The organism is Qipengyuania xiapuensis (genome assembly GCF_019711395.1).
GTDB classification, from domain to species: Bacteria; Pseudomonadota; Alphaproteobacteria; order Sphingomonadales; family Sphingomonadaceae; genus Qipengyuania; species Qipengyuania xiapuensis.
The window spans coordinates 60,358-79,285 of sequence record NZ_JAIGNL010000001.1 but is presented as its reverse complement, the minus strand read 5'-3'; the positions used below and the strand labels follow the sequence as shown (position 1 = coordinate 79,285).

Annotated in this window: 17 protein-coding genes; 9 read left to right on the top strand and 8 right to left on the bottom strand. The window is 65.0% G+C overall.

Going from position 1 to position 18,928, the window contains the following annotated elements:
• Positions 1 to 29: 29 nt before the first annotated feature.
• The 5 genes from K3163_RS00400 to K3163_RS00380 form a co-directional block, all read right to left on the bottom strand.
• Entirely contained in the window at positions 30 to 1,622 is a 1,593-nt protein-coding gene (locus K3163_RS00400; RefSeq protein ID WP_221550667.1) for a cisplatin damage response ATP-dependent DNA ligase, read from the bottom strand.
• Positions 1,623 to 1,624: 2 nt separating this feature from the next.
• Positions 1,625 to 2,629, bottom strand: a complete 1,005-nt coding sequence (locus tag K3163_RS00395; RefSeq protein WP_221550658.1) for a ligase-associated DNA damage response exonuclease — start codon at positions 2,627 to 2,629, stop codon at positions 1,625 to 1,627.
• Positions 2,630 to 2,663: 34 nt separating this feature from the next.
• A complete protein-coding gene (locus K3163_RS00390) occupies positions 2,664 to 4,703 on the bottom strand; it encodes an alpha/beta hydrolase family protein (protein ID WP_221550656.1) in 2,040 nt (679 codons plus the stop codon).
• A 69-nt stretch (positions 4,704 to 4,772) separates the two neighbouring features.
• Positions 4,773 to 7,172 (bottom strand): ATP-dependent Clp protease ATP-binding subunit ClpA, encoded by a 2,400-nt coding sequence (gene clpA / locus K3163_RS00385; RefSeq protein ID WP_221550654.1) that lies wholly within the window; start codon positions 7,170 to 7,172, stop codon positions 4,773 to 4,775.
• A 130-nt stretch (positions 7,173 to 7,302) separates the two neighbouring features.
• Entirely contained in the window at positions 7,303 to 7,503 is a 201-nt protein-coding gene (locus tag K3163_RS00380; protein WP_221427323.1) for a DUF1192 domain-containing protein, read from the bottom strand.
• A 132-nt stretch (positions 7,504 to 7,635) separates the two neighbouring features.
• Here K3163_RS00380 and K3163_RS00375 point away from each other — a divergent pair, with 132 nt between their 5' ends.
• From K3163_RS00375 to K3163_RS00365, 3 genes are all read left to right on the top strand, one after another.
• A complete protein-coding gene (locus tag K3163_RS00375) occupies positions 7,636 to 8,616 on the top strand; it encodes an NAD(P)H-quinone oxidoreductase (RefSeq protein WP_247712421.1) in 981 nt (326 codons plus the stop codon).
• 100 nt (positions 8,617 to 8,716) lie between these two features.
• Positions 8,717 to 9,607, top strand: a complete 891-nt coding sequence (locus K3163_RS00370; RefSeq protein ID WP_221550650.1) for a UDP-2,3-diacylglucosamine diphosphatase — start codon at positions 8,717 to 8,719, stop codon at positions 9,605 to 9,607.
• A gap of 32 nt (positions 9,608 to 9,639) precedes the next feature.
• The gene (locus K3163_RS00365) at positions 9,640 to 10,680 is read left to right on the top strand and encodes a glycosyltransferase family 4 protein (RefSeq protein ID WP_247712420.1); all 1,041 of its coding nucleotides are present in this window, start codon (positions 9,640 to 9,642) and stop codon (positions 10,678 to 10,680) included.
• Positions 10,681 to 10,682: 2 nt separating this feature from the next.
• Here the strand turns inward: K3163_RS00365 and K3163_RS00360 are convergent, their stop codons facing one another.
• Positions 10,683 to 11,297 carry a hypothetical protein gene (locus tag K3163_RS00360; RefSeq protein WP_221550648.1) on the bottom strand — a complete coding sequence of 205 codons (615 nt, stop codon included), beginning with the start codon at positions 11,295 to 11,297 and terminating at the stop codon, positions 10,683 to 10,685.
• 155 nt (positions 11,298 to 11,452) lie between these two features.
• Between K3163_RS00360 and K3163_RS00355 the strand changes: the two genes are divergently transcribed.
• Complete coding sequence (locus K3163_RS00355) at positions 11,453 to 12,187, top strand: DUF1013 domain-containing protein (RefSeq protein ID WP_221427328.1); 735 nt, start codon at positions 11,453 to 11,455, stop codon at positions 12,185 to 12,187.
• A 93-nt stretch (positions 12,188 to 12,280) separates the two neighbouring features.
• Positions 12,281 to 13,951 carry a long-chain-fatty-acid--CoA ligase gene (locus K3163_RS00350; RefSeq protein WP_221550646.1) on the top strand — a complete coding sequence of 557 codons (1,671 nt, stop codon included), beginning with the start codon at positions 12,281 to 12,283 and terminating at the stop codon, positions 13,949 to 13,951.
• Positions 13,952 to 14,033: 82 nt separating this feature from the next.
• On the opposite strand, the gene K3163_RS00345 is transcribed toward K3163_RS00350, so the two are convergent.
• Positions 14,034 to 14,429, bottom strand: coding sequence for a bactofilin family protein (locus tag K3163_RS00345; protein ID WP_221427329.1), 396 nt, complete (start codon positions 14,427 to 14,429; stop codon positions 14,034 to 14,036).
• A 19-nt stretch (positions 14,430 to 14,448) separates the two neighbouring features.
• A complete protein-coding gene (locus K3163_RS00340; RefSeq protein WP_247710046.1) occupies positions 14,449 to 15,606 on the bottom strand; it encodes a M23 family metallopeptidase in 1,158 nt (385 codons plus the stop codon).
• Between the two features lie 284 nt (positions 15,607 to 15,890).
• Between K3163_RS00340 and K3163_RS00335 the strand changes: the two genes are divergently transcribed.
• The 4 genes from K3163_RS00335 to K3163_RS00320 all read left to right on the top strand — a co-directional run bounded on the left by K3163_RS00335 (position 15,891) and on the right by K3163_RS00320 (position 18,818).
• Positions 15,891 to 16,544: a nicotinate-nucleotide adenylyltransferase gene (locus K3163_RS00335; RefSeq protein WP_221427330.1), complete on the top strand. Its 654-nt coding sequence runs from the start codon at positions 15,891 to 15,893 to the stop codon at positions 16,542 to 16,544.
• Positions 16,545 to 16,661: 117 nt separating this feature from the next.
• Positions 16,662 to 17,021 carry a ribosome silencing factor gene (gene rsfS / locus K3163_RS00330; RefSeq protein ID WP_221427331.1) on the top strand — a complete coding sequence of 120 codons (360 nt, stop codon included), beginning with the start codon at positions 16,662 to 16,664 and terminating at the stop codon, positions 17,019 to 17,021.
• A gap of 132 nt (positions 17,022 to 17,153) precedes the next feature.
• Positions 17,154 to 17,576: a 23S rRNA (pseudouridine(1915)-N(3))-methyltransferase RlmH gene (locus tag K3163_RS00325; RefSeq protein ID WP_221550645.1), complete on the top strand. Its 423-nt coding sequence runs from the start codon at positions 17,154 to 17,156 to the stop codon at positions 17,574 to 17,576.
• Between the two features lie 21 nt (positions 17,577 to 17,597).
• Complete coding sequence (locus K3163_RS00320) at positions 17,598 to 18,818, top strand: murein hydrolase activator EnvC family protein (protein ID WP_221550644.1); 1,221 nt, start codon at positions 17,598 to 17,600, stop codon at positions 18,816 to 18,818.
• The last annotated feature ends 110 nt before the right edge of the window (positions 18,819 to 18,928 follow it).

The following is an 18,928-nucleotide window of genomic DNA, read 5'->3' as shown; positions in this document are numbered from 1 at the left end:
GCCAAGGGTTAGCGGCTGGGAGCATGCCGTCAATCGGCGATGAGCGCGCGCAAGGCGTCGATCCGGTCGGCTTCGTGCGGCGGCTTGTCCCAGCGGATACGGTGGATGCGCGGGAAGCGCATGGCGAGGCCCGACTTGTGGCGCTTGCTCTCGTGCACGCTGTCGAAGGCCACTTCGAAGACTAGCTTCTTCTCGGTTTCGCGCACCGGCCCGAAACGGTTGATCGTGTTCTGCCGCACGTGCTTGTCGAGCTTCTTCAGCTCCTCGTCGGTGAAGCCCGAATAGGCCTTGCCGACCGGCAGCAGGTCCGCGCCCTTGTCGGGATCGCCGTCCCAGCAGCCGAAGGTGTAGTCGGAGAAGAAGCTCGAGCGCTTGCCGCTGCCGCGCTGGGCATACATCAGCACGCAGTCGACCAGCAGCGGGTCGCGCTTCCACTTGTACCAGTATCCCACGCGCCTTCCGGCGATATAGGGGCTGTCCTTGCGCTTGAGCATCAGGCCCTCGATGGCATCCTCGCGGCTGCCTTCGCGGATCCTCGAAAGATGTTCGAAATCAGCTGCTTCGACAACGGAGCTGATATCGAAATGCGACGCCGGCAAGCGTGACGCCAATGCTTCGAGCCGCTCGCGGCGCTGCGTCCATGGCTGCGGGCGCAGGTCTTCGCCCTCCAGCAGCAGGACGTCGTAGAGCCGCACGAAGGCCGGATACTCGGCGAGCATCTTTTTCGAGACGGTCTTGCGTCCGAGCCGCTGCTGGAGCGCATTGAAGCTCGCCGCGCCGCCCGCCTCGCCGCCCTGCGTGCTGCCGCGCACGAGCAGTTCGCCGTCGAGCACGGCGTTCATCGGCAGGACGTCGAGCAATTCGGGGAAGGTGGCCGAGATATCGTCGCCCGAGCGCGAATAGAGCCGTGTTTCACCGCCGGCGCGCACCAGCTGCACGCGAATGCCGTCCCATTTCCACTCGGCGGCATAGTCTTCGAGGTCGACTACCGTCTCTTCGAGCGGATGGGCGAGCATGAAGGGGCGGAAGGTGGGCAGGTTCTCGATATCGGGCGGGTCTTCGCCGTCCGCCGCCCAGGCGAAAAGCTCGGGGTAGGGCGGCTTCAGCCCGTGCCAGTACTCCTCGACCTCGTCGACCGAGACGTCGAAGGCCTGCGCGAATGCCGTCTTGGCGAGGCGCGAGGAGACGCCGATGCGCATGCCGCCCGTGGCCAGCTTGAGCAGCGCGTAGCGGCCCGAGGCATCGAGCCGGTCCATCAGCAGCGGCAACTCGGTGAGAACCGTCTTGCGGTTCATGGCGTCAAGCAGGCCGACCGTCTCGCTGAGGGTGGGCGGGGAGGGCGGTTCCTCGGGTGCGGGCCACAGCAGGCTGGCGGTTTCCGCCGTATCGCCCACGAAGTCGCGGCTGAGCGTCCACAGCACCGGGTCGATCCGGTCCTTGAGGAGATTGCGGATGGTCGAGCTCTTCACCGCCGGGAAATCGAGCCCGTCGGACAGCGCGGCCAAGGCCCAGCCGCGGTCGGGATCGGGCGTCGCCTGCAAATACTCGGCGATCAGCCGCAGCTTTTCGTTGCGGCTGCGCGTGTAGACCAGCGCGTCGATCAGGGCGGCGAACTCTTCCAACCCTAGTCGTCCTCGTCCTCGTAGCCGACCAGCGCCAGCGCGCGGGCGCGGCGCTGGTGAAGCTGGCACCACCGCAGCAGCGCATCCTCGCGGCCATGGGTGATCCAGTTCTCATGCGCATCGACCTCGCGAATCGTCCGCGTGAGTTCGCCCCAGTCGGCATGGTCGGAGATCACCAGCGGAAGCTCGACATTGCGCTGGCGGGCGCGCTGGCGGATGCGCATCCAGCCGCTCGCCATGGCAGTGATCGGGTCGGGCAGGCGGCGGCTCCAGCGGTCGTTGAGCGCCGAGGGCGGACAGACGACGATTGCTCCGCGCATGTCGTCCTTCCCGTGATCGGCAACCAGCCTCAGTTCGCCGAGATCGACACCGTGTTCCTCATAGAGGCGGCACATCTTCTCCATCGCGCCGTGGAGATAGATCGGGTCCTTGTGGCCTGCGCGCCGCAGCTCCGAGATCACGCGCTGCGCCTTGCCCAGCGCATAGGCGCCGACGAGCACGCAGCGATCGGGATGGGCGCGCAACCGGTCGAGGAGCTTGGCCATCTCTTCCTCGATCGGCGGATGGCAGAAAACCGGCAGGCCGAAGGTCGCCTCGGTGATGAAGATGTCGCACTTCTGCACCTCGAAGGGCGGGCAGGTCGGGTCCTCGCGGCGCTTGTAGTCACCGGTGACGATCACGCGCTCGCCCGCGTGTTCGAGCAGGATCTGCGCGCTGCCGAGCACATGGCCCGCCGGGATATAGGTCGCATCGACGCCGCCCTTCAGGCGGATGGTCTCGCCATATTCGACCGGCGTTGCGCCCTCGCGCGTGTTGTAGCGCAGCTCCATGATCGCCAGCGTTTCGGGAGTCGCCACCGTGCGGCCGTGCCCGCCGCGTGCATGGTCTGCATGACCATGCGTCACCAGCGCATGATCGACCGCGCGGCTGGGATCGACCCAACAGTCGGCAGGCTCGATATAGATCCCGTGCGGTTCGGGCTTTATCCAGGAAAACGGCGCGCGCATCCCCGTCTCAACGGCGGGGGAGCGCGCAAGTTTCCTACTCGGCTCCGGAGTCGGTCCGGTACTTGTCGAACCAGGCGACGACGGCTGAGGTCTTCGCCCCAAGCTGGCTCGGCGACATGGTTGTATCGCCGTGACTGCCACCGGGCGTCACGAGCAGGGCCGTATCGACCCCGCGCAGCTTGAGCGCACCGTAAAACTGCTCGGCCTCGAAACGCGGCGTGCGGTAATCCTCGGCCGCGACGAGCACGAGGGTGGGTGTGTTGATCTTGTCCGCTGCCGCAAGCGGCGAGCGCGCCCAGTATCCTTCGGGGTTCTCCCAGGGCATGCCCTTCATCCAGTAGCGCGCGAAGAAGGGGTAGGCATCGGCCGCGAGCGCCATCGTCGTCCAGTTGATGACCGGCTTGTTCGAGGCTGCAGCAGCGAAACGATCGGTCTTGCCTACCAACCATGCGGTGAGGATGCCGCCGCCCGAGCCACCGGTCACGAAGAGGTTGTCGGGATCGGCGTATCCGGCCGCCACTGCCGCATCGACCGCGGCGAGAAGCTCGGCGTCGTTGGGTACGGGATAGGTGCCGTCGATGCCCCCGAGGAACTGCGATCCGTAGCCAGACGAGCCGCTGGGGTTGGTGAAGAGCACCGCATATCCGGAACTCGCATAGATCTGGTAGTCGCTCGCGAAATGCGGGCCATAGGCGGCGTGCGGGCCGCCATGGATTTCCAGGATCATGGGTACGCGCGTGCCCTCGACGTAGTCGGGCGGCAACAGGATCCAGCTCGGGATATCCTTTCCGTCGGGCATGGTCACGGCGATCTCGCGCGTCTCGCCGAGCTGCTTGCCCGAGAGGAACACCTCGTTCAGCCGGGTGAGCTGCACCGAACGGTTGCCGCGCAGCACCGAGACATCGGCCGGCCGCGTCGCACTGCCCGAAGTGAAGGCGAGATTGCCGCGATCCGACACCGACCATTGTCCGCCGACATAGGGGCGGGTGTAGCCCGGACCTGCGATACGCGCGGGCAGCGGATCGACCGAACCGGAGGTCGAAATCCGCGCTACGCGGTAGACGCCTTCGTCCTCGTACCCTGCGAAAATGCCCGCCTCGGTCCATTCGAGGCTGTCGAAACTGCGGTCGAAACCGGCGGCGATCCGGCGATGGTTGCTCCCGTCGGAATCCATCAGATAGAGGCCCGCCATATGCGCGTCGCGGCCTTCGTCGTCGAAACCGAGATAGGCGATCCGGCGTCCGTCGGGGCTGACCTGCGGCGAAGTATCCGGTCCATCTCGGGTAGTGAGCTCGCGGATCGCGCCGCTGGCGATGTCGATCGCGTAAACCTCTGTGTCGAGGCCGGCGAGCTCCCAGTTCTCGTCGCGGTTGCCGCTGATGAGGAGCGCGCTACCGTCGGGCATCCATTCAATGGGGCCATCGTGGTTGCGGTCGCCGGAGGTCAGCTGGCGCGGCGCGCCGCCGGTAGCCGAGACGAGGAAGACCTGCGTGTAACCGGGCTTGAGGTAACCGGCGCCATCGAAGCGATAGGTCACCGCATCGGTAATCGCGGGCGGCGCCTTCCACTGTGCGCCCTCGGGCTTGCTGGCGGGCTTGCCGAGCGAGACGGGCTTGCCGGGCACGCGCGCGGTATATGCGATCATCGTGCCGTCGGGCGACCAGCTCAGGCTGCCCGGGCTTTCCGGAAGTGCGGTGATGTTCGCACTCTCGCCGCTTGCCATCCAGCGCACGTGCAGTTCGGGTCCGCCGCCGCTTTCGGTCGAGACATAGGCGAGCCGCGATCCGTCCGGCGACCAGCGCGGCGCAAAATGCGCTCCTGCGCCCGTAACGAGCGGGGTCTGCGCACCGCTGGCAGTGTCGACCATCCAGATCGAACTGACTGCCGCATCGGTCATGATGTCGTTGGCGCGCCTGACATAGGCGATCTGCTTGCCATCGGGGCTGATCTGCGGATCGGCGGCCACGGTCAGTCCGAACAGGTCGTCGACGGTAAAGTGCCGGTCGGGCGCCTCCTGGGCGTAAGCCGGTGCCGCGATGCCGAGTGATAGAGCCAGAACGATGGCTTTGCGCATGAAAAAACCTCCCCTGCAGGTGCGGGGGAGGTTCAATCATATTTGCGCTATGGAAGCGAGTCCGGCGGCTTAGCTCTCGTCCTTACCACCGTCCTTGCTTTCGCTCGCGCCGGCGTCGGGCTTCTTCCTTGCAGGAGCCTTCTTCTTCGGCGCCGCCTTCTTCTTGGCGGCAGGCTTGGTCTTGGGCGGGGCGGGGGTGAGTTCGAAGGAGGGCTTGCCGTCCTTCATCGTCACCGAGACCTCGCCGCCATCGGACAGCTTGCCGAACAGCAGTTCCTCGGCCAGCGGCTGCTTGATCCTTTCCTGGATCAGGCGGCCCATCGGGCGGGCACCGTAGAGCTTGTCGTAGCCCTTGTCGGCCATCCACGCGCGGCTTTCCTTGTCGAACTGGATGTCGACGTTCTGTTCGGCCAGCTGCAGTTCGAGCTGGAGGATGAACTTGTCGACCACGCGGGCGACCGTCGACTTGTTGAGGTAGCCGAAGGGCACGATCGCATCGAGACGGTTGCGGAACTCGGGGGTGAACATGCGCTTCACCGCTTCCTCGCTCGCATCTTCCTTCGACACGTCGCCGAAGCCGATACCCTGCTTGGCCATGTCGGACGCGCCGGCATTGGTGGTCATGATGAGCACCACGTTGCGGAAGTCGACCGTCTTGCCGTGATGGTCGGTCAGGCGGCCGTTATCCATCACCTGCAGGAGGATGTTGAACAGGTCCGGGTGCGCCTTCTCGATCTCGTCGAGCAGGAGGACGCAGTGCGGGTTCTGATCAACCGCATCGGTTAAAAGGCCGCCCTGATCATAACCAACATAGCCCGGAGGCGCACCGATCAGGCGCGAAACGCTGTGGCGCTCCATGTATTCGGACATGTCGAAGCGCTTCAGCTCGATACCCATGATCGAGGCGAGCTGGCGCGCGACCTCGGTCTTGCCGACGCCGGTGGGGCCCGAGAACAGGAACGAGCCGATCGGCTTGTCCGGATCGCGCAGGCCTGCGCGGCTGAGCTTCATCGCGGTCGAGAGCTTCTCGACTGCCGGATCCTGGCCGAAGACGACGTGCTTGAGGTCGCGTTCGAGGTTCTCGAGCGCCTTCTTGTCGTCCGAGCTGACCGATTTCGGCGGAATGCGCGCCATCGTCGCGATCACGGCCTCGATTTCCTTGGCGGTGATCTTCTTCTTGCGGCGGCTGGGCGGGACCAGCATCTGCATCGCGCCGACCTCGTCGATCACGTCGATCGCTTTGTCGGGCAGCTTGCGGTCGTTGATGTAGCGTGCCGACAGCTCGACCGCGGTCTTGAGCGCATCGGGCGTGTACTTGACCTTGTGATGTTCCTCGAAGGCGCTGCGAAGGCCCTTGAGGATGGCAACCGTGTCCTCGATCGTCGGTTCGTTGACGTCGATCTTCTGGAAGCGCCGCAGCAATGCGCGGTCCTTCTCGAAATGGTTGCGGAATTCCTTGTAAGTCGTTGATCCGATGCAGCGAATCGTGCCGCTGGACAGCGCGGGCTTCAACAGGTTCGAGGCGTCCATCGCCCCGCCGCTGGTCGCGCCGGCGCCGATCACGGTGTGGATCTCGTCGATGAAGAGGATCGCCTCGGGCATGTCCTCGAGTTCGGAGACGACCTGCTTCAGGCGTTCCTCGAAGTCGCCGCGATAGCGCGTGCCGGCAAGCAGCGCGCCCATGTCGAGCGAGTAGATCACCGCGTCTTCGAGCACGTCGGGGACGTCGCCCTCGACGATCTTGCGCGCGAGACCTTCGGCGATCGCGGTTTTACCCACGCCAGGGTCGCCCACGTATAGCGGGTTGTTCTTCGAACGACGGCAGAGAATCTGCACCGTGCGATCGACTTCGGGTCCGCGGCCGATCAGCGGGTCGATCCGGCCGTCCTCGGCCTTCTGGTTGAGGTTGACCGTGAACTGGTCGAGCGCGGTTTCCTTCTTGTCGCCGGGCTTGCCGCTTTCGGCGCCCTGTTCGGCCGGATTCGCGCCTTCTGCTGCGCCCTGCGGGGTCTTGTTCTCGACCTGCTTGCCGCCCTTGCCGATGCCGTGGCTGATGTAGCTCACCGCGTCGAGGCGGCTCATGTCCTGCTGCTGGAGGAAATAGACGGCATAGCTGTCACGCTCGGAGAACAGTGCGACGAGCACGTTTGCGCCGGTCACCGTGTCCTTGCCCGAGGACTGGACGTGCAGGATCGCGCGCTGGATCACGCGCTGGAATCCCGCGGTCGGCTGCGGATCGGCGCCGTCCTCGCTCTTGAGCGACTGGTATTCCTGCTCGAGATACTGCTTCACCACCGCTTCGAGCTCGCCCGTGTCGACGCCGCATGCCGCCATCACCTGCGCAGCATCCTCGTCGCCGATCAGCGCGAGCAGGAGGTGCTCGAGCGTGGCGTATTCATGACGGCGCTCGCCTGCATCGGTCAGCGCGGCATGGAGGGTCTTTTCGAGGTTGGCAGCAAAACTGGGCATCAGGTCTCTACTTCTGCGGGGACTCGCAAACTCGCGAGAGGAAGACAGGCTACCTTATGAAGGTTAGCCAAAGCTGTATGTTCCGGTGATATGGGTACGAGATGCCGGTTTGGAAGGGTCCGGCCCACGCTCAGTCCTTTCGCCCGAAAAGCGATTCTGCAGCATCCCTGTGGGCTGCGGCCTTCAGGCGGTGCGATTCGACCCGTGCGATCTCGCGCTCGAGCAGGGCGATGCGTTCCTGGAGTTCGTCCTGGGAATAGGGGCCGAGATCCTCGGCGGCGAGCTTGCTCGCGGCGTCGCCTTTGGGGCGTGGACGATCGTCGTCTTCCATTGCCCTTACACAATCCCCCTCAGCCCGGTTGCTGTCAACACGCCCCCACGGTAATGCACCGTTTCTCCGGCACGACGTCACGCATTCGAGGGGGCACCTTTGGCGACCGGCTTACCTAAGACCATGACCGCAATGGGATTTGACCAACCCGGCGGCCCGGACGTGCTCCGGCCCGAGGAATTGCCCGTCCCGCAGCCCGGCGAGGGCCAGGTGCTGATCGAGGTCAGCCATGCGGGCGTGAACCGTCCCGACGTCATCCAGCGGCAGGGTTTCTACCCGCCGCCGCCGGGCGCTTCGCCGATCCCCGGGCTCGAGGTGTCGGGCAAGGTCGTCGCGGTAGGCGAGGGCGTTGCGCCCGAAATGCTCAACCGCAAGGTCTGCGCGCTCGTGTCTGGCGGCGGATATGCCGAATACTGCCTCGCGCATTCGGCCCATTGTCTTACCGTTCCTCGGCACATGGACATGGCCTCTGCCGCCGCGATCCCCGAAACGCTCTTCACCGTCTGGCACAATGTCTTCGAACGCGGTTTCGCCGCCGATGGCGAGACATTGCTCGTGCATGGCGGCACTTCGGGCATCGGCACCATGGCGATCCAGCTCGCCAAGGCCTTCGAGATGAAGGTGGTCACGACCGCCGGCAGCGAAGAAAAATGCAACGCCGCCCGCGAGTTGGGTGCCGACCTTGCGATAAATTACAAGACCGAGGACTTCGTCGAGAAGACCAACGAATTCACCGGCGGCAAGGGTGTCGACGTCATTCTCGACATGGTGTCGGGCGACTATGTCCAGCGCAACCTCGACTGCCTTGCCGAAGATGGCCGCCACGTGACTATCGCCGTGCTCGGCGGGCTGAAGGCCGAAATCAACATGGCCAAGCTGATGAGCAAGCGTCAGGTGCTGACCGGATCGACGCTCCGCCCGCGTTCGGACGAGTTCAAGGCGCTGCTCGCCGACGAGATCTACAACCACGCTTGGCCGCTATTCGAAGACCGCACCATTGCGCCCGTGATGGACAAGACCTTCCCGCTCGCAGAGGCGGGCGCGGCGCACGCCCGCATGGAAGGCGGCGACCACATCGGCAAGATCGTGCTCGAGGTGCGTGCGGCGGATTGACGCCAATCTGTAGCAAATCCTTGAATCCGTAACGGAAACGAGATTCTCCGGTAACATTCGGCTGTCATGGCTCTCCCAACGTAGCTTCGGGAGATGGACCATGACCGAACTGCCCAAGGACCTTGCCGAATTCACCAATGTGGCGGGTTTTCCGCCGGTGGAGCCGAGCGTCCCGGAAAGAATTGTCGACGAGCGGCGCAAGTACCGCACGATCTGGATCAGCGATGTCCACCTGGGCACCAAGGGCTGCAATGCCGAGCTGCTGATCGACTTCCTCGACCATACCGACAGCGAGACCATGTACCTCGTCGGCGACATCATCGACGGCTGGCGGCTGAAGAAGAAGTTCTACTGGCCGCCCGAACACAACGACATCGTCTGGCGCATCCTCAAGCGCGCCAAGCGCGGTACGCGGATCGTCTATATCCCGGGCAACCACGACGAGATGGTGAGGCCGTTCTCGGGCATGAATTTCGGCGATGTCGAAATTCGCCGCGCGGCCTTCCACGATACCGCCGACGGCCGCCGCCTGATGGTGCTTCACGGCGACGAGTTCGACACGATCATGCTCGCGCACCGCTGGCTCGCCTTCGTGGGTGACGCGCTCTACCACATGATGATGAAGCTCAACGGCTGGGTGGCGAAGGCACGCAGCATGCTCGGCCTGCCCTACTGGTCGATCAGCAAGGCGGCCAAGCACAAGGTCAAGAACGCGGTCGAGTTCATCTCCAAATACGAGGAGGTGGTGGCGCGCGCCGCGGGCGAGCGCGGCGTCGACGGCGTCGTGTGCGGCCACATCCACACCGCCGAGATCCGCGACTTCGAATATGAAGGCCGCAAGGTCGCATATTATAACGACGGCGACTGGGTCGAAGGCTGCAACGCACTGGTCGAACATTTCGACGGCACGATGGAACTGCTCCACTGGCCCGAGGAAGTGGCGAAGCGCGAAACTGTGCTCGCCGCGACCGAAGCGCTGGAGGCTGCGTGAAGTTGCCCGAAGAGGGGATGCCTGCCCCCGGGATGGCCGGCCCGGCCCCCAAGCGCATCGCGATCGTCACCGATGCCTGGCGTCCGCAGATGAACGGCGTGGTCCGTACGCTCGCCACGACCTGCTCGATTCTGCGACGGCAGGGTCACGAGGTCATGGTCATCTCGCCCGACCAGTTCGCCTCCGTGCCTTGTCCGACCTATCCCGAGATACGCCTCGCCATCAGCCGCCCCGGCGCAGTGGCGAAGAAGCTGCGCGATTTCGCGCCCGAGGCGATCCATATCGCGACCGAGGGGCCACTCGGCATGGCGGCGCGCCGATACTGCGGGCGTGCGGGCACGCCGTTCACCACCGCCTATCACACGCAGTTTCCCGAGTATGTCGCGAGGCGCACGCACCTGCCGGCGCGCTGGTTCTGGCGCTATATCGAGTGGTTCCACGCCCCCGCGCACCGTGTGCTGGTCGCGACCGAGAGCATTCGCGAGGAATTGCGCGCGCATGGCCTCGAAAAGCTGCATCACTGGACCCGCGGCGTGGACCTTGCCTGTTTCGACCCGCTCGCGCCGCCGCCGCCCGAGTTTGCCGAATTGCCGCGCCCGATCCAGCTCTATGTCGGGCGCGTCGCGGTCGAGAAGAACATCGAGGCCTTCCTCGAGGCGAAGCATCCCGGCAGCAAGGTGGTGGTCGGAGACGGACCTTCGCTGGAAAAGCTGAAGGCACGCTTTCCCGAGGCACATTTCCTCGGCCGCAAATCGGGCCGCGAGCTCGCTGGCTGCTACGCGGGGGCGGACGTCTTCGTCTTCCCGAGCCGGACCGACACTTTCGGTCTCGTCATGATCGAGGCGCTGGCTTGCGGCACGCCGGTCGCGGCTTATCCGGTCGCCGGGCCGCGCGATATCGTGACCGACGATGTCGGCGCTCTGTCCGAAGATATCGACCGCGCGATCGACGCGGCGCTCTATTGCGATCCGCGAAGCTGCGCCGATTACGGAGCGCGTTTCAGCTGGGAAGCGGCGACCGACCAGTTCCTGGCCGGCCTCGCCGCGCTCGATGGAGAGCCGCTGCCGGCCTAGTGTCAGTCGCCCCAGCCGCCGTCGTCATAGGAGGCATCCGAGGCCCAGCCGCTGTTGTCTTCGCCAGCACCGGCCCAGTTGTCGTAATCGACTTCGCGGGCTTCGCCGACCGACCAGTCGCTCGCGAAATGGACGTTGTCGATGTTCACCTGCTGCGCGGCCACGCCGACGAGCGACATGGTCAGCGCGATCTCACCCGTGCTCGCCATGCTGCCCGACTTGTTATAGTCGCGCGCCCAGCTGTTGAGATTCTTGCGCAGCTCGCCTTCGACCTTGGATTCGCTGAGGTACTCGTTCGCGCCCATCGAGACTTCGGGCACGTCCACGGTCACATCGACCTTGGTCTGCTCGCCTTCCTGCAAGAATTCGAATTTGATCTCGGCCGGGTCGTAACCTTGGGCAGCGGCGATCTTGAAGACGAGCGAATTCGCGTCCGAAGTCATCGTAGCCGGAGCGACGCCGGTAAGGCTGCTTCCGCCGCCGGCCTTTGCGAGGTTCTGCTTCACTGCAGAGGCATCGCCCTTCACCTTGACCGAGAAGTCCGAGCCTCCTCCGCAAGCCGCCAGTCCCAGCGCGGCGGCAAGTGCAACCCATTGACGCATAATCATGTTCCCCATTGATTTGACGGGGAAAGTATAGCGAATGGTCGTTAAGCAACTCTTAGAACGGCATTTGCTTGCCGAATCCGGCGCGCTCGCCTACATGGGAGGCGCAATGGCCGCTCCGCGAGGGGCGGCCCTTCTATTTTGAGTTTCGAGAAAAGGCATATTCTATGGCCGACCAACCCACTCCGCTGATGCCGCATGCGACCGCCACCTGGCTGGTCGACAACACCGGTCTCTCCTTCGAGCAGATCGCGGAATTCTGCGGTCTCCACATCCTCGAAGTGCAGGCGATGGCCGACGATCTTGCGGGCAGCAAGTACACGGGCCGCGACCCGCTCCACTCGGGCGAGCTGACGCAGGAAGAAATCGCCAGGGGCGAGGCCGACAGCGAATACACGCTCAAGATGCAGCGCGCTCCGGTTGCGGTCAGCCGCACCAAGGGCCCGCGCTACACGCCGGTCTCCAAGCGCCAGGACAAGCCCGACGGCATCGCATGGCTGCTGCGCAACCACCCCGAGATTTCGGACGCGCAGATCTCCAAGCTGATCGGCACCACGCGCAACACGATCACCGCGATCCGCGAGCGCAGCCACTGGAACATCCAGAACATCCAGCCCAAGGATCCGGTTACGCTCGGCCTTTGCTCGCAGCGCGAGCTCGATGCCGTGGTTGCCAAGGCCGCCAAGAACCTTCCCGCTCCGGAAGAGGGCGAAGCCCCCGCAGCACCGAGCGGCGTCAGCGATCGCGAGAAGCTGATCGAAGAACTGCGCGCCGAACGCGAAGCCAACGAGAAGGCTGCCGCCGAAGCTGCGCAGGAAGCCGAGGCCGAAGCATGGCTCACCGCCAAGCGCGCTGCCGAGGAAGCCGGCGAAGAGGCAGGCGAGACGCCGGGCGAAGCCTGAGCCCACTGCACCAAATCACGAAGGGCGGGAAAGGCAGTGGCTTTTCCCGCCCTTTTTACTTGCGTTTAAGGCGTGATGCGCCATGTAACTTACATGGATGTAAATAGTTACGCCTATCACCATCCCACCCCCTGGGACGCGCAATTCACGCCGGCGAGCCTGCCCGATATGCTGGCCGCCACCACGGCGAAGAATCCGCAGGCGCCGTTCCTGCATTTCCTCGGGCGCAGCTTTTCCTACGCCGATATCAACGAGGAAGCACGCCGCTTCGCCGCCGGACTGATCGCCAGCGGCATCAGGAAGGGCGACCGGGTCGGCCTGTTCCTGCCGAACGTCCCGATCTACGCCTCTGCGTATTACGGCGCGATGCTGGCGGGCGCGATCGTGGTCAATTTCTCGCCGCTCTACACGGTCGAGGAACTCAGCTGGCAGGTCGCGGATTCGGGCACCCGCCTGCTGGTGACGGTGGACGTGCCAGAACTGTTCGACACGGCATCGCAGGTGCTCGAGACTTCCGGGCTCGAAACGCTGGTGGTCGGCTCGCTCGCCGACATGCTGCCCTGGTACAAGGGCCTTGCCCTAAAGATGCTCGGCCGCAGCAAGATCGCAAAGGTCGATTACGGCGAAGACATCCGCGCCTGGCGTGACATGCTCGCCGATCCTTCGAACGCGGAGTTTCCGGCGGTGGACGTCGCCGAGGACATTGCCCTGCTGCAGTATACCGGTGGCACTACCGGCCGCCCCAAGGGCGCCATGCTCGGCCATTCGCAGCTTTCGATGAACGCGCAGCAGACCGCCGGGCTCAATCCCTTCGGCACAGCGTCGAGCGAAGTTTTCATGGGCGCGCTGCCCTTCTTCCATGTCTTCGCCAACACCGCGCTGCTCAACCACGCGATGGTGACCGGCGCTTCGATCGCCATGGTCCCGCGTTTCGAGGCGGGGCAGGTGCTCGATACGATCGCCAAGTACAAGGCGACCGGTTTCCCCGGCGTGCCTACCATGTTCCAGGCGCTGCTCGACCACCCCAAGCTCGCGAAGACCGACGTCTCCTCGATCAAGGTCTGCATCTCCGGCGGCGCGCCCATGCCCGCACCGGTGCACACGCGCTTCGAGGAAGTCACGGGCGTTCGCGTCGTCGAAGGTTACGGCCTTACCGAAAGCTCGGGCGTGGTGTCCGCCAATCCCTATGACGGGGTGCGCAAGAAGGGCACGATCGGCCAGCTGGTCATGGGCACCGAAGTGGTCTTCCTCGACAAGGAAGACCCGACCAGGCTCGCGCCCGAGGGCGAGCCGGGCGAACTCGCGGTCCACGGCCCGCAGATCATGCGCGGCTACTGGAACCGCCCGGACACCGATGACGAGACCTTCGTCACCCGCGACGGCAAGCGCTACCTGCGCACCGGCGATGTCGCGGTGATGGACGAGGACGGCTTCCTCAAGATCGTCGACCGTATCAAGGACATGATTGCCGTCGGCGGCTTCAAGGTCTTCCCGAGCCAGGTCGAGGACGTCCTGCTCCAGCACGAGGACGTGAAGGAAGTGCTCGTGATTGGCCAGCCCGACGAATATCGCGGCGAATGCCCCTATGCCTATGTCGTCCTGCAGCCCGGAGCCACCGCGACTGCGGCGGAGCTCAGGAAATGGCTCAACAAGCGTGTCGGCAAGCACGAACGGGTGGAGAAGGTCGTCCTGCGCGAGGACCTGCCCAAGACGATCATCGGCAAGCTCGACCGCAAGGCCCTGCGTGCCGAAGTCGGCGCCTGAGGCCGCTTTATCGGCGCACCATAAAGAGAAGGCCGCCTCCGTCGTTGCGGAAGCGGCCTTCGTCCTCTCCTAGCAGGATAACTCAGTTGGCGAGCTGCAGCTCGGGCTTGCTGTCGCCCTGCGCCTTGGCGGCGGGCTGTGCGCTCTTCTTGGGATCGCGGTGGGCGAAGCGGCCTTCGACCTGTGCGCCCTGTTCGATGGTCAGCGCATCGTAGAAGACGTCGCCGGTGATCTTGGCGGTCTTGAGGATCACGAGCTCGCGCGCGGTGATCGAACCTTCGACCGTGCCGGCAAGGCGTGCGGTTTCCGCCTGGACTGCGCCGGTGACCTTGCTGGTCTCGCCCTGAACAAGGCTGGTGCAGGCGATATCGCCTTCGATGCTGCCGTCGATGTGGAGGTCGGCCGAAGCCTTGATGTCACCCTTGATGGCGAGGTCCGAACCGAGGACCGAAAACGTGGAACTGCTCTTGGAGGCCATGGAATTGCTGCGTCCTGGATTAGTGGGAAGCGTGGGCGAGCTCTGGGGCTCGGCGGATTTCTTCGAGAACATTGGGGGCTGTCTCCAGGAAGGTGCGGGGGTTTACGGGTCGCCCGTTGATGCGGACTTCGAAGTGAAGGTGCGAACCCGTCGAACGGCCGGTGCTGCCCATGCCGGCGATCTTCTCGCCTGCTGCAACCCGGTCACCGACCTTGGCATCGAAACGTGACAGGTGGGCATAGCGCGTCATCAAGCCGTTTCCGTGCGTGATCTCGACCGTCTTGCCGTAGCCGCCCTTCCAGCCGACGAAGCTGACGCGGCCCTTGGCGGCGGCGTAGATCGGGCTGCCGATCGCTCCGCGAAAGTCGATGCCGTTATGCATCGCGGCGCGGCGGTTGAAGGGATCGCGGCGATAGCCGAACTTCGAGGTGACACCGCCAGCGGCAGGGGAGAGCTGCGGGACGCCGTCGAGCGCGCTTTCGAGAGCCGACATGCGGGCCATCGAAAGACCGAGGCGCTCGAAGCGCGGGTCGATTTCGCCGTTGGCACTGGTCGAAAGCCCTTCGAGCGGACCACCCATTGCCTGGCTTTCGCTACGGCGGATCACAGCGTCGGGATTGAGCTGGAGCTTCTTGAGCGCTTCTGCAGCGCGGGCCGAACGCCAGTCGGCGTAGCGGGTCAGGCCTTCGACGATGGCGAGCTGGCGCGCTTCGATGCGGGCGAGTTCGGCAGCCTGCGGGAAAGCTGCGCTGACCTTTTCGACCGTGGCGGCGGCTTCGCCGGTCGAATCGCTGATCGCGGTATCGACCTTCATGTTTTCCGGAAGGAGCTCTGCGACGCCTTCGATGAATTCCATGCGGCGATCGAGATCTTCGCTGACCGCTTCGAGGTTGTCGCCATAGGCGGCGAGGCGTTCCTCGGAAGTCGCCACCTTGGCTTCACGGCTCAGCAGCGACATGCGATCGGCACTCGCGCTGTACTGCGCCCAGCCGGCGATCGCCAGCGAGACCGCCCACACCACGACGACGAGCAGCGCGGAGGCAGCGGCTGCCTTCTGCACACGCGACGAAATGGTGATGAAGCGGACCTGGCCTTCCGACCGCATGAAGAATTCGCGATCAGGAAACCAGCTGTTGATGCGGTCTAGCCAACCGCGCTTGGCGATAGTGTGTTCCAAAACGACCCGTCCCTTGGTCTTTGACCCTTGGCCATTCCCTACAGACAATCCTTAATAAAATCGAACCGTCATTCCCCCCGAATCCACGAGTCGAGTGCTCGGCGGGATGAAGCGTTTCGTCGAGCGGGAACTTTCGTTCATTTGCGAGCCACAAAAGTTACCGAGAGGTTAATTTTCCGATTCCGAATCGGTAACGTTCCCAAAGCGCTGACACGCGGGGATTCGCCTGATAGGCGTCGCGCCATGGGCGCAAGCTTTCCTGCACCGCCGACGGGGCGCACCGCATGAGCCGGATCGGCCTGCTCGGCGGGAGCTTCAATCCGGCGCATGGCGGCCACCGGAAGATCTCGCTGTTTGCGCGCGAGGCGCTGGGGCTGGACGAGGTCTGGTGGCTGGTGTCGCCCGGAAATCCCCTGAAGCCGAAGGCGGGCATGGCGCCCCTGGCCGCGCGCGTCACCTCCGCCATCATGCAGGCGCGGCGCGCGCCGATCCGGGTCACCGCGATCGAGCGCGAGCTCGGCACGCGCTACACGGTCGAAACCCTGCGCGCGATCCAGAGGCGCTTCCCGCGGCACGATTTCACCTGGCTGATGGGCTCCGACAACCTCGCCCAGTTCCACCGCTGGCGCGACTGGCGGGGGATCGCACGAAGCATGCCGATTGCGGTGATCGCGCGGCCCGGCTATGATGGCGCTGCTGTCGCAAGCCCCGCGATGGCCTGGCTACGGCGCTATCGCGTGCCGCTCGCCAGCTTCCGGAACAGGGGCGAATGGAGCGCACCGGCACTGGTGACATTGCGATTTGATCCCGACCCGCGTTCGGCCACGGCCATCCGCCGCGCCGATCCCGACTGGGCATCGCGCCACGCCGGTTTTTCCCCGCGAGACCAGGTGACACACCACCTCATTCCTTCAGGGGAGGAAACGACTACGCCATGATGCGCGTTGATTGTTTCATGCACCAAGCCTCTAAAATCAGGAGTAATGCACTCGCCTATGACTCAGGCGCATACAAATCCGGCTGCTGCCGGAGCCGATACGGCGAAGGTCGTGAAAATGACTGACGCCAAGAAGGACGAACTGCTGGACCTCGTGCTCACGCAGCTCGACGACGACCAGGCGCAGGAGGTGGTTTCCATCGACCTCGCCGGGAAAAGCTCGATCGCCGACCACATGGTCATCGCCTCGGGCCGTTCGACCCGCCAGGTCGCCTCGATCGCACAGAAACTCGCCGAAAAGCTGAAGCACGAGGGCTATGGCCCGGTGAAGCTCGAAGGGCTGCCGCAGGCCGACTGGGTGCTGCTCGACGCTGGCGACATCGTCGTCCACCTGTTCCGCCCCGAAGTGCGCAGCTTCTACAATCTCGAGCGCATGTGGGCGTTCGGCGACGCTCCACCGGTGGCCGGCACGGCGTAATCGTCTTTCACTCGCGCCTCCGCGCGAGCGTCCTCGGTGCTGTTTCGACGCGGTTCGCGTCGAGCACCTGCGGGCGGGCAGTCGCCCTTTGACTGCCGTGGCCAGGAACCTTCGAGTTTCAGGGGTTTGCTCTTGCTTCTTCACGTCATCGCTCGCGGCAAGATTGCCCGTTCTCCGGAGGCGGAGCTGGTTGCGCGATACGAGAAGCGCCTGACCTGGCCGGTGAAATTCACCGAATTGCCCGAGACCGGCGGGCGCATTCCCGATCCACAGACGCCTTACAAGACCGTGCTGCTCGACGAGCGCGGCAAGGACATCTCCTCGGAAAAGCTGGCCGAAACGCTCGAGCGCTGGCGCGATGACGGCATGCGCGAGTGCCGTTTCGTGCTGGGCGCGGCCGACGGCCATAGCGAGGAGGAACGGCGCGAGGCCGACCTGCTGCTCGCCTTCGGAAAGGCGACATGGCCGCATCTCATGGCCCGCGCGATGCTGGCCGAACAGCTCTACCGCGCGACGACGATCATCGCCGGTCACCCCTATCATCGCAGCGGATAATGCGGCAGGGATGCTGACGTCATGACCCGCGCTGCCCTTGCCTGCCTTGCCGCCAGCGGCGCACTTGCCTTTGGGTTTCATGCACTTGTCGCGCAGCATTCGACCACCCCATTAACTTCGGAAGAGGCGGTGGACGCGCGCGAGGCACTCGAGATTGCCCGCCAGCAGCAACGCAATGCGCGCAGCCGTGCCGAACGCCTCGAAGGCCAGGCGGCACAATCGCGCGAAGCCGCGCAGCAGGCGCTGCAGGAGGCGGCGGCGCTAGCTGCGCGCGTCCAGCAGGCCGAGGCGGCGATCGCGGCTGCCGAAGCCGAACTGTCGCTGGTGGAACAGCAGCGCAAGGCGCTCGATGCGCGGCTGGCGGAACGGCGCGAACCGCTCGCGCGGCTGACCGGCGCGCTGCAGACCATGGCAAGCCGCCCGCTGGCGCTCTCGGCGCTGCAGTCCGGATCGCTGCGCGATGTCGTCCACACCCGCGCCGTGCTGGCGAGCACTGTCCCGGTCGTCCGCGCCCGCACGGCTTCGCTCAGGGGCGAACTCGACCGCGCCCGCGCACTCGAAATCGAGCGGGCGGGCGTGCTCGCCGACCGCCGCGAGGCGGAGAGTCGCCTCGAAAGCCGGCGTCGTGACGTCATCGCGAGGGCGGAACAGGAAAGAATCCTTGCGCGCCAGGCACTTGGCGGTGCCAATCGCGAGGCCGAACTGGCGGTCGAACTCGCCGAACAGGCGCGTGATCTAGACGGGCTTGTGGGCCGTCTGGAGTCCGATGCTGCCATGCGCCAGCGGCTTGCTGGACTCGATGGCCCCCTCCCGCGCCCCACGGATGGCCAGGCAGTGGCCGCGCCTCGCCAATCTGGTTCATCTACGTCGCGCAACTCACCGGAACGTTTCCTTCTCCCCGTTTCCGGACGTGTCGCCGAAGGTTTCGGCGAGACCGGCGCTTCGGGCGGACGCGCATCGGGTCTCGCCATCGTGCCGCGTCCCGGCGCGCAGGTGGTCTCGCCCGCAGCAGGCCGCGTGTCCTTTGCCGGCCCGTATGAGGGTTTCGGCCGCATCGTGATCCTCGAACATGACGGCGAGTGGACCAGCCTCGTGACCGGCTTGGGGCAGGTCAGCGTGGAGGTCGGCCAGAGCGTGACCGCAGGCTCGCCGCTGGGCCTCGCGACCCGGGGTCGCCCGCGCATCGCCTTCGAACTGCGGCGCAACGGAAGACCGGTCAATCCGCTCGATTTCCAGCGCTAGCGGGCGATTATCGCCCCCGATCGGGACATTCGTCGAATTTTCCTCGCAATTGCGCGCTAAACAGGGTCATCTTCCATTCACTCCAGCAGCGCTATAGAATGCGCACGAAG

What these genes read in the sequence shown, in the direction of transcription:
- K3163_RS00395 (WP_221550658.1), bottom strand. Translation starts at nt 2,629, where the DNA reads ATGCGCGCGCCGTTTTCCTGGATAAAGCCCGAACCGCACGGGATCTAT.
- K3163_RS00365 (WP_247712420.1), top strand. Translation starts at nt 9,640, where the DNA reads ATGGCCGGCCCGGCCCCCAAGCGCATCGCGATCGTCACCGATGCCTGG.
- K3163_RS00370 (WP_221550650.1), top strand. Translation starts at nt 8,717, where the DNA reads ATGACCGAACTGCCCAAGGACCTTGCCGAATTCACCAATGTGGCGGGT.
- K3163_RS00350 (WP_221550646.1), top strand. Translation starts at nt 12,281, where the DNA reads ATGGATGTAAATAGTTACGCCTATCACCATCCCACCCCCTGGGACGCG.
- clpA (WP_221550654.1), bottom strand. Translation starts at nt 7,172, where the DNA reads ATGCCCAGTTTTGCTGCCAACCTCGAAAAGACCCTCCATGCCGCGCTG.
- K3163_RS00335 (WP_221427330.1), top strand. Translation starts at nt 15,891, where the DNA reads ATGAGCCGGATCGGCCTGCTCGGCGGGAGCTTCAATCCGGCGCATGGC.
- K3163_RS00320 (WP_221550644.1), top strand. Translation starts at nt 17,598, where the DNA reads ATGACCCGCGCTGCCCTTGCCTGCCTTGCCGCCAGCGGCGCACTTGCC.
- rsfS (WP_221427331.1), top strand. Translation starts at nt 16,662, where the DNA reads ATGACTGACGCCAAGAAGGACGAACTGCTGGACCTCGTGCTCACGCAG.
- K3163_RS00360 (WP_221550648.1), bottom strand. Translation starts at nt 11,297, where the DNA reads ATGGGGAACATGATTATGCGTCAATGGGTTGCACTTGCCGCCGCGCTG.
- K3163_RS00380 (WP_221427323.1), bottom strand. Translation starts at nt 7,503, where the DNA reads ATGGAAGACGACGATCGTCCACGCCCCAAAGGCGACGCCGCGAGCAAG.
- K3163_RS00375 (WP_247712421.1), top strand. Translation starts at nt 7,636, where the DNA reads ATGGGATTTGACCAACCCGGCGGCCCGGACGTGCTCCGGCCCGAGGAA.
- K3163_RS00390 (WP_221550656.1), bottom strand. Translation starts at nt 4,703, where the DNA reads ATGCGCAAAGCCATCGTTCTGGCTCTATCACTCGGCATCGCGGCACCG.
- K3163_RS00355 (WP_221427328.1), top strand. Translation starts at nt 11,453, where the DNA reads ATGGCCGACCAACCCACTCCGCTGATGCCGCATGCGACCGCCACCTGG.
- K3163_RS00345 (WP_221427329.1), bottom strand. Translation starts at nt 14,429, where the DNA reads ATGGCCTCCAAGAGCAGTTCCACGTTTTCGGTCCTCGGTTCGGACCTC.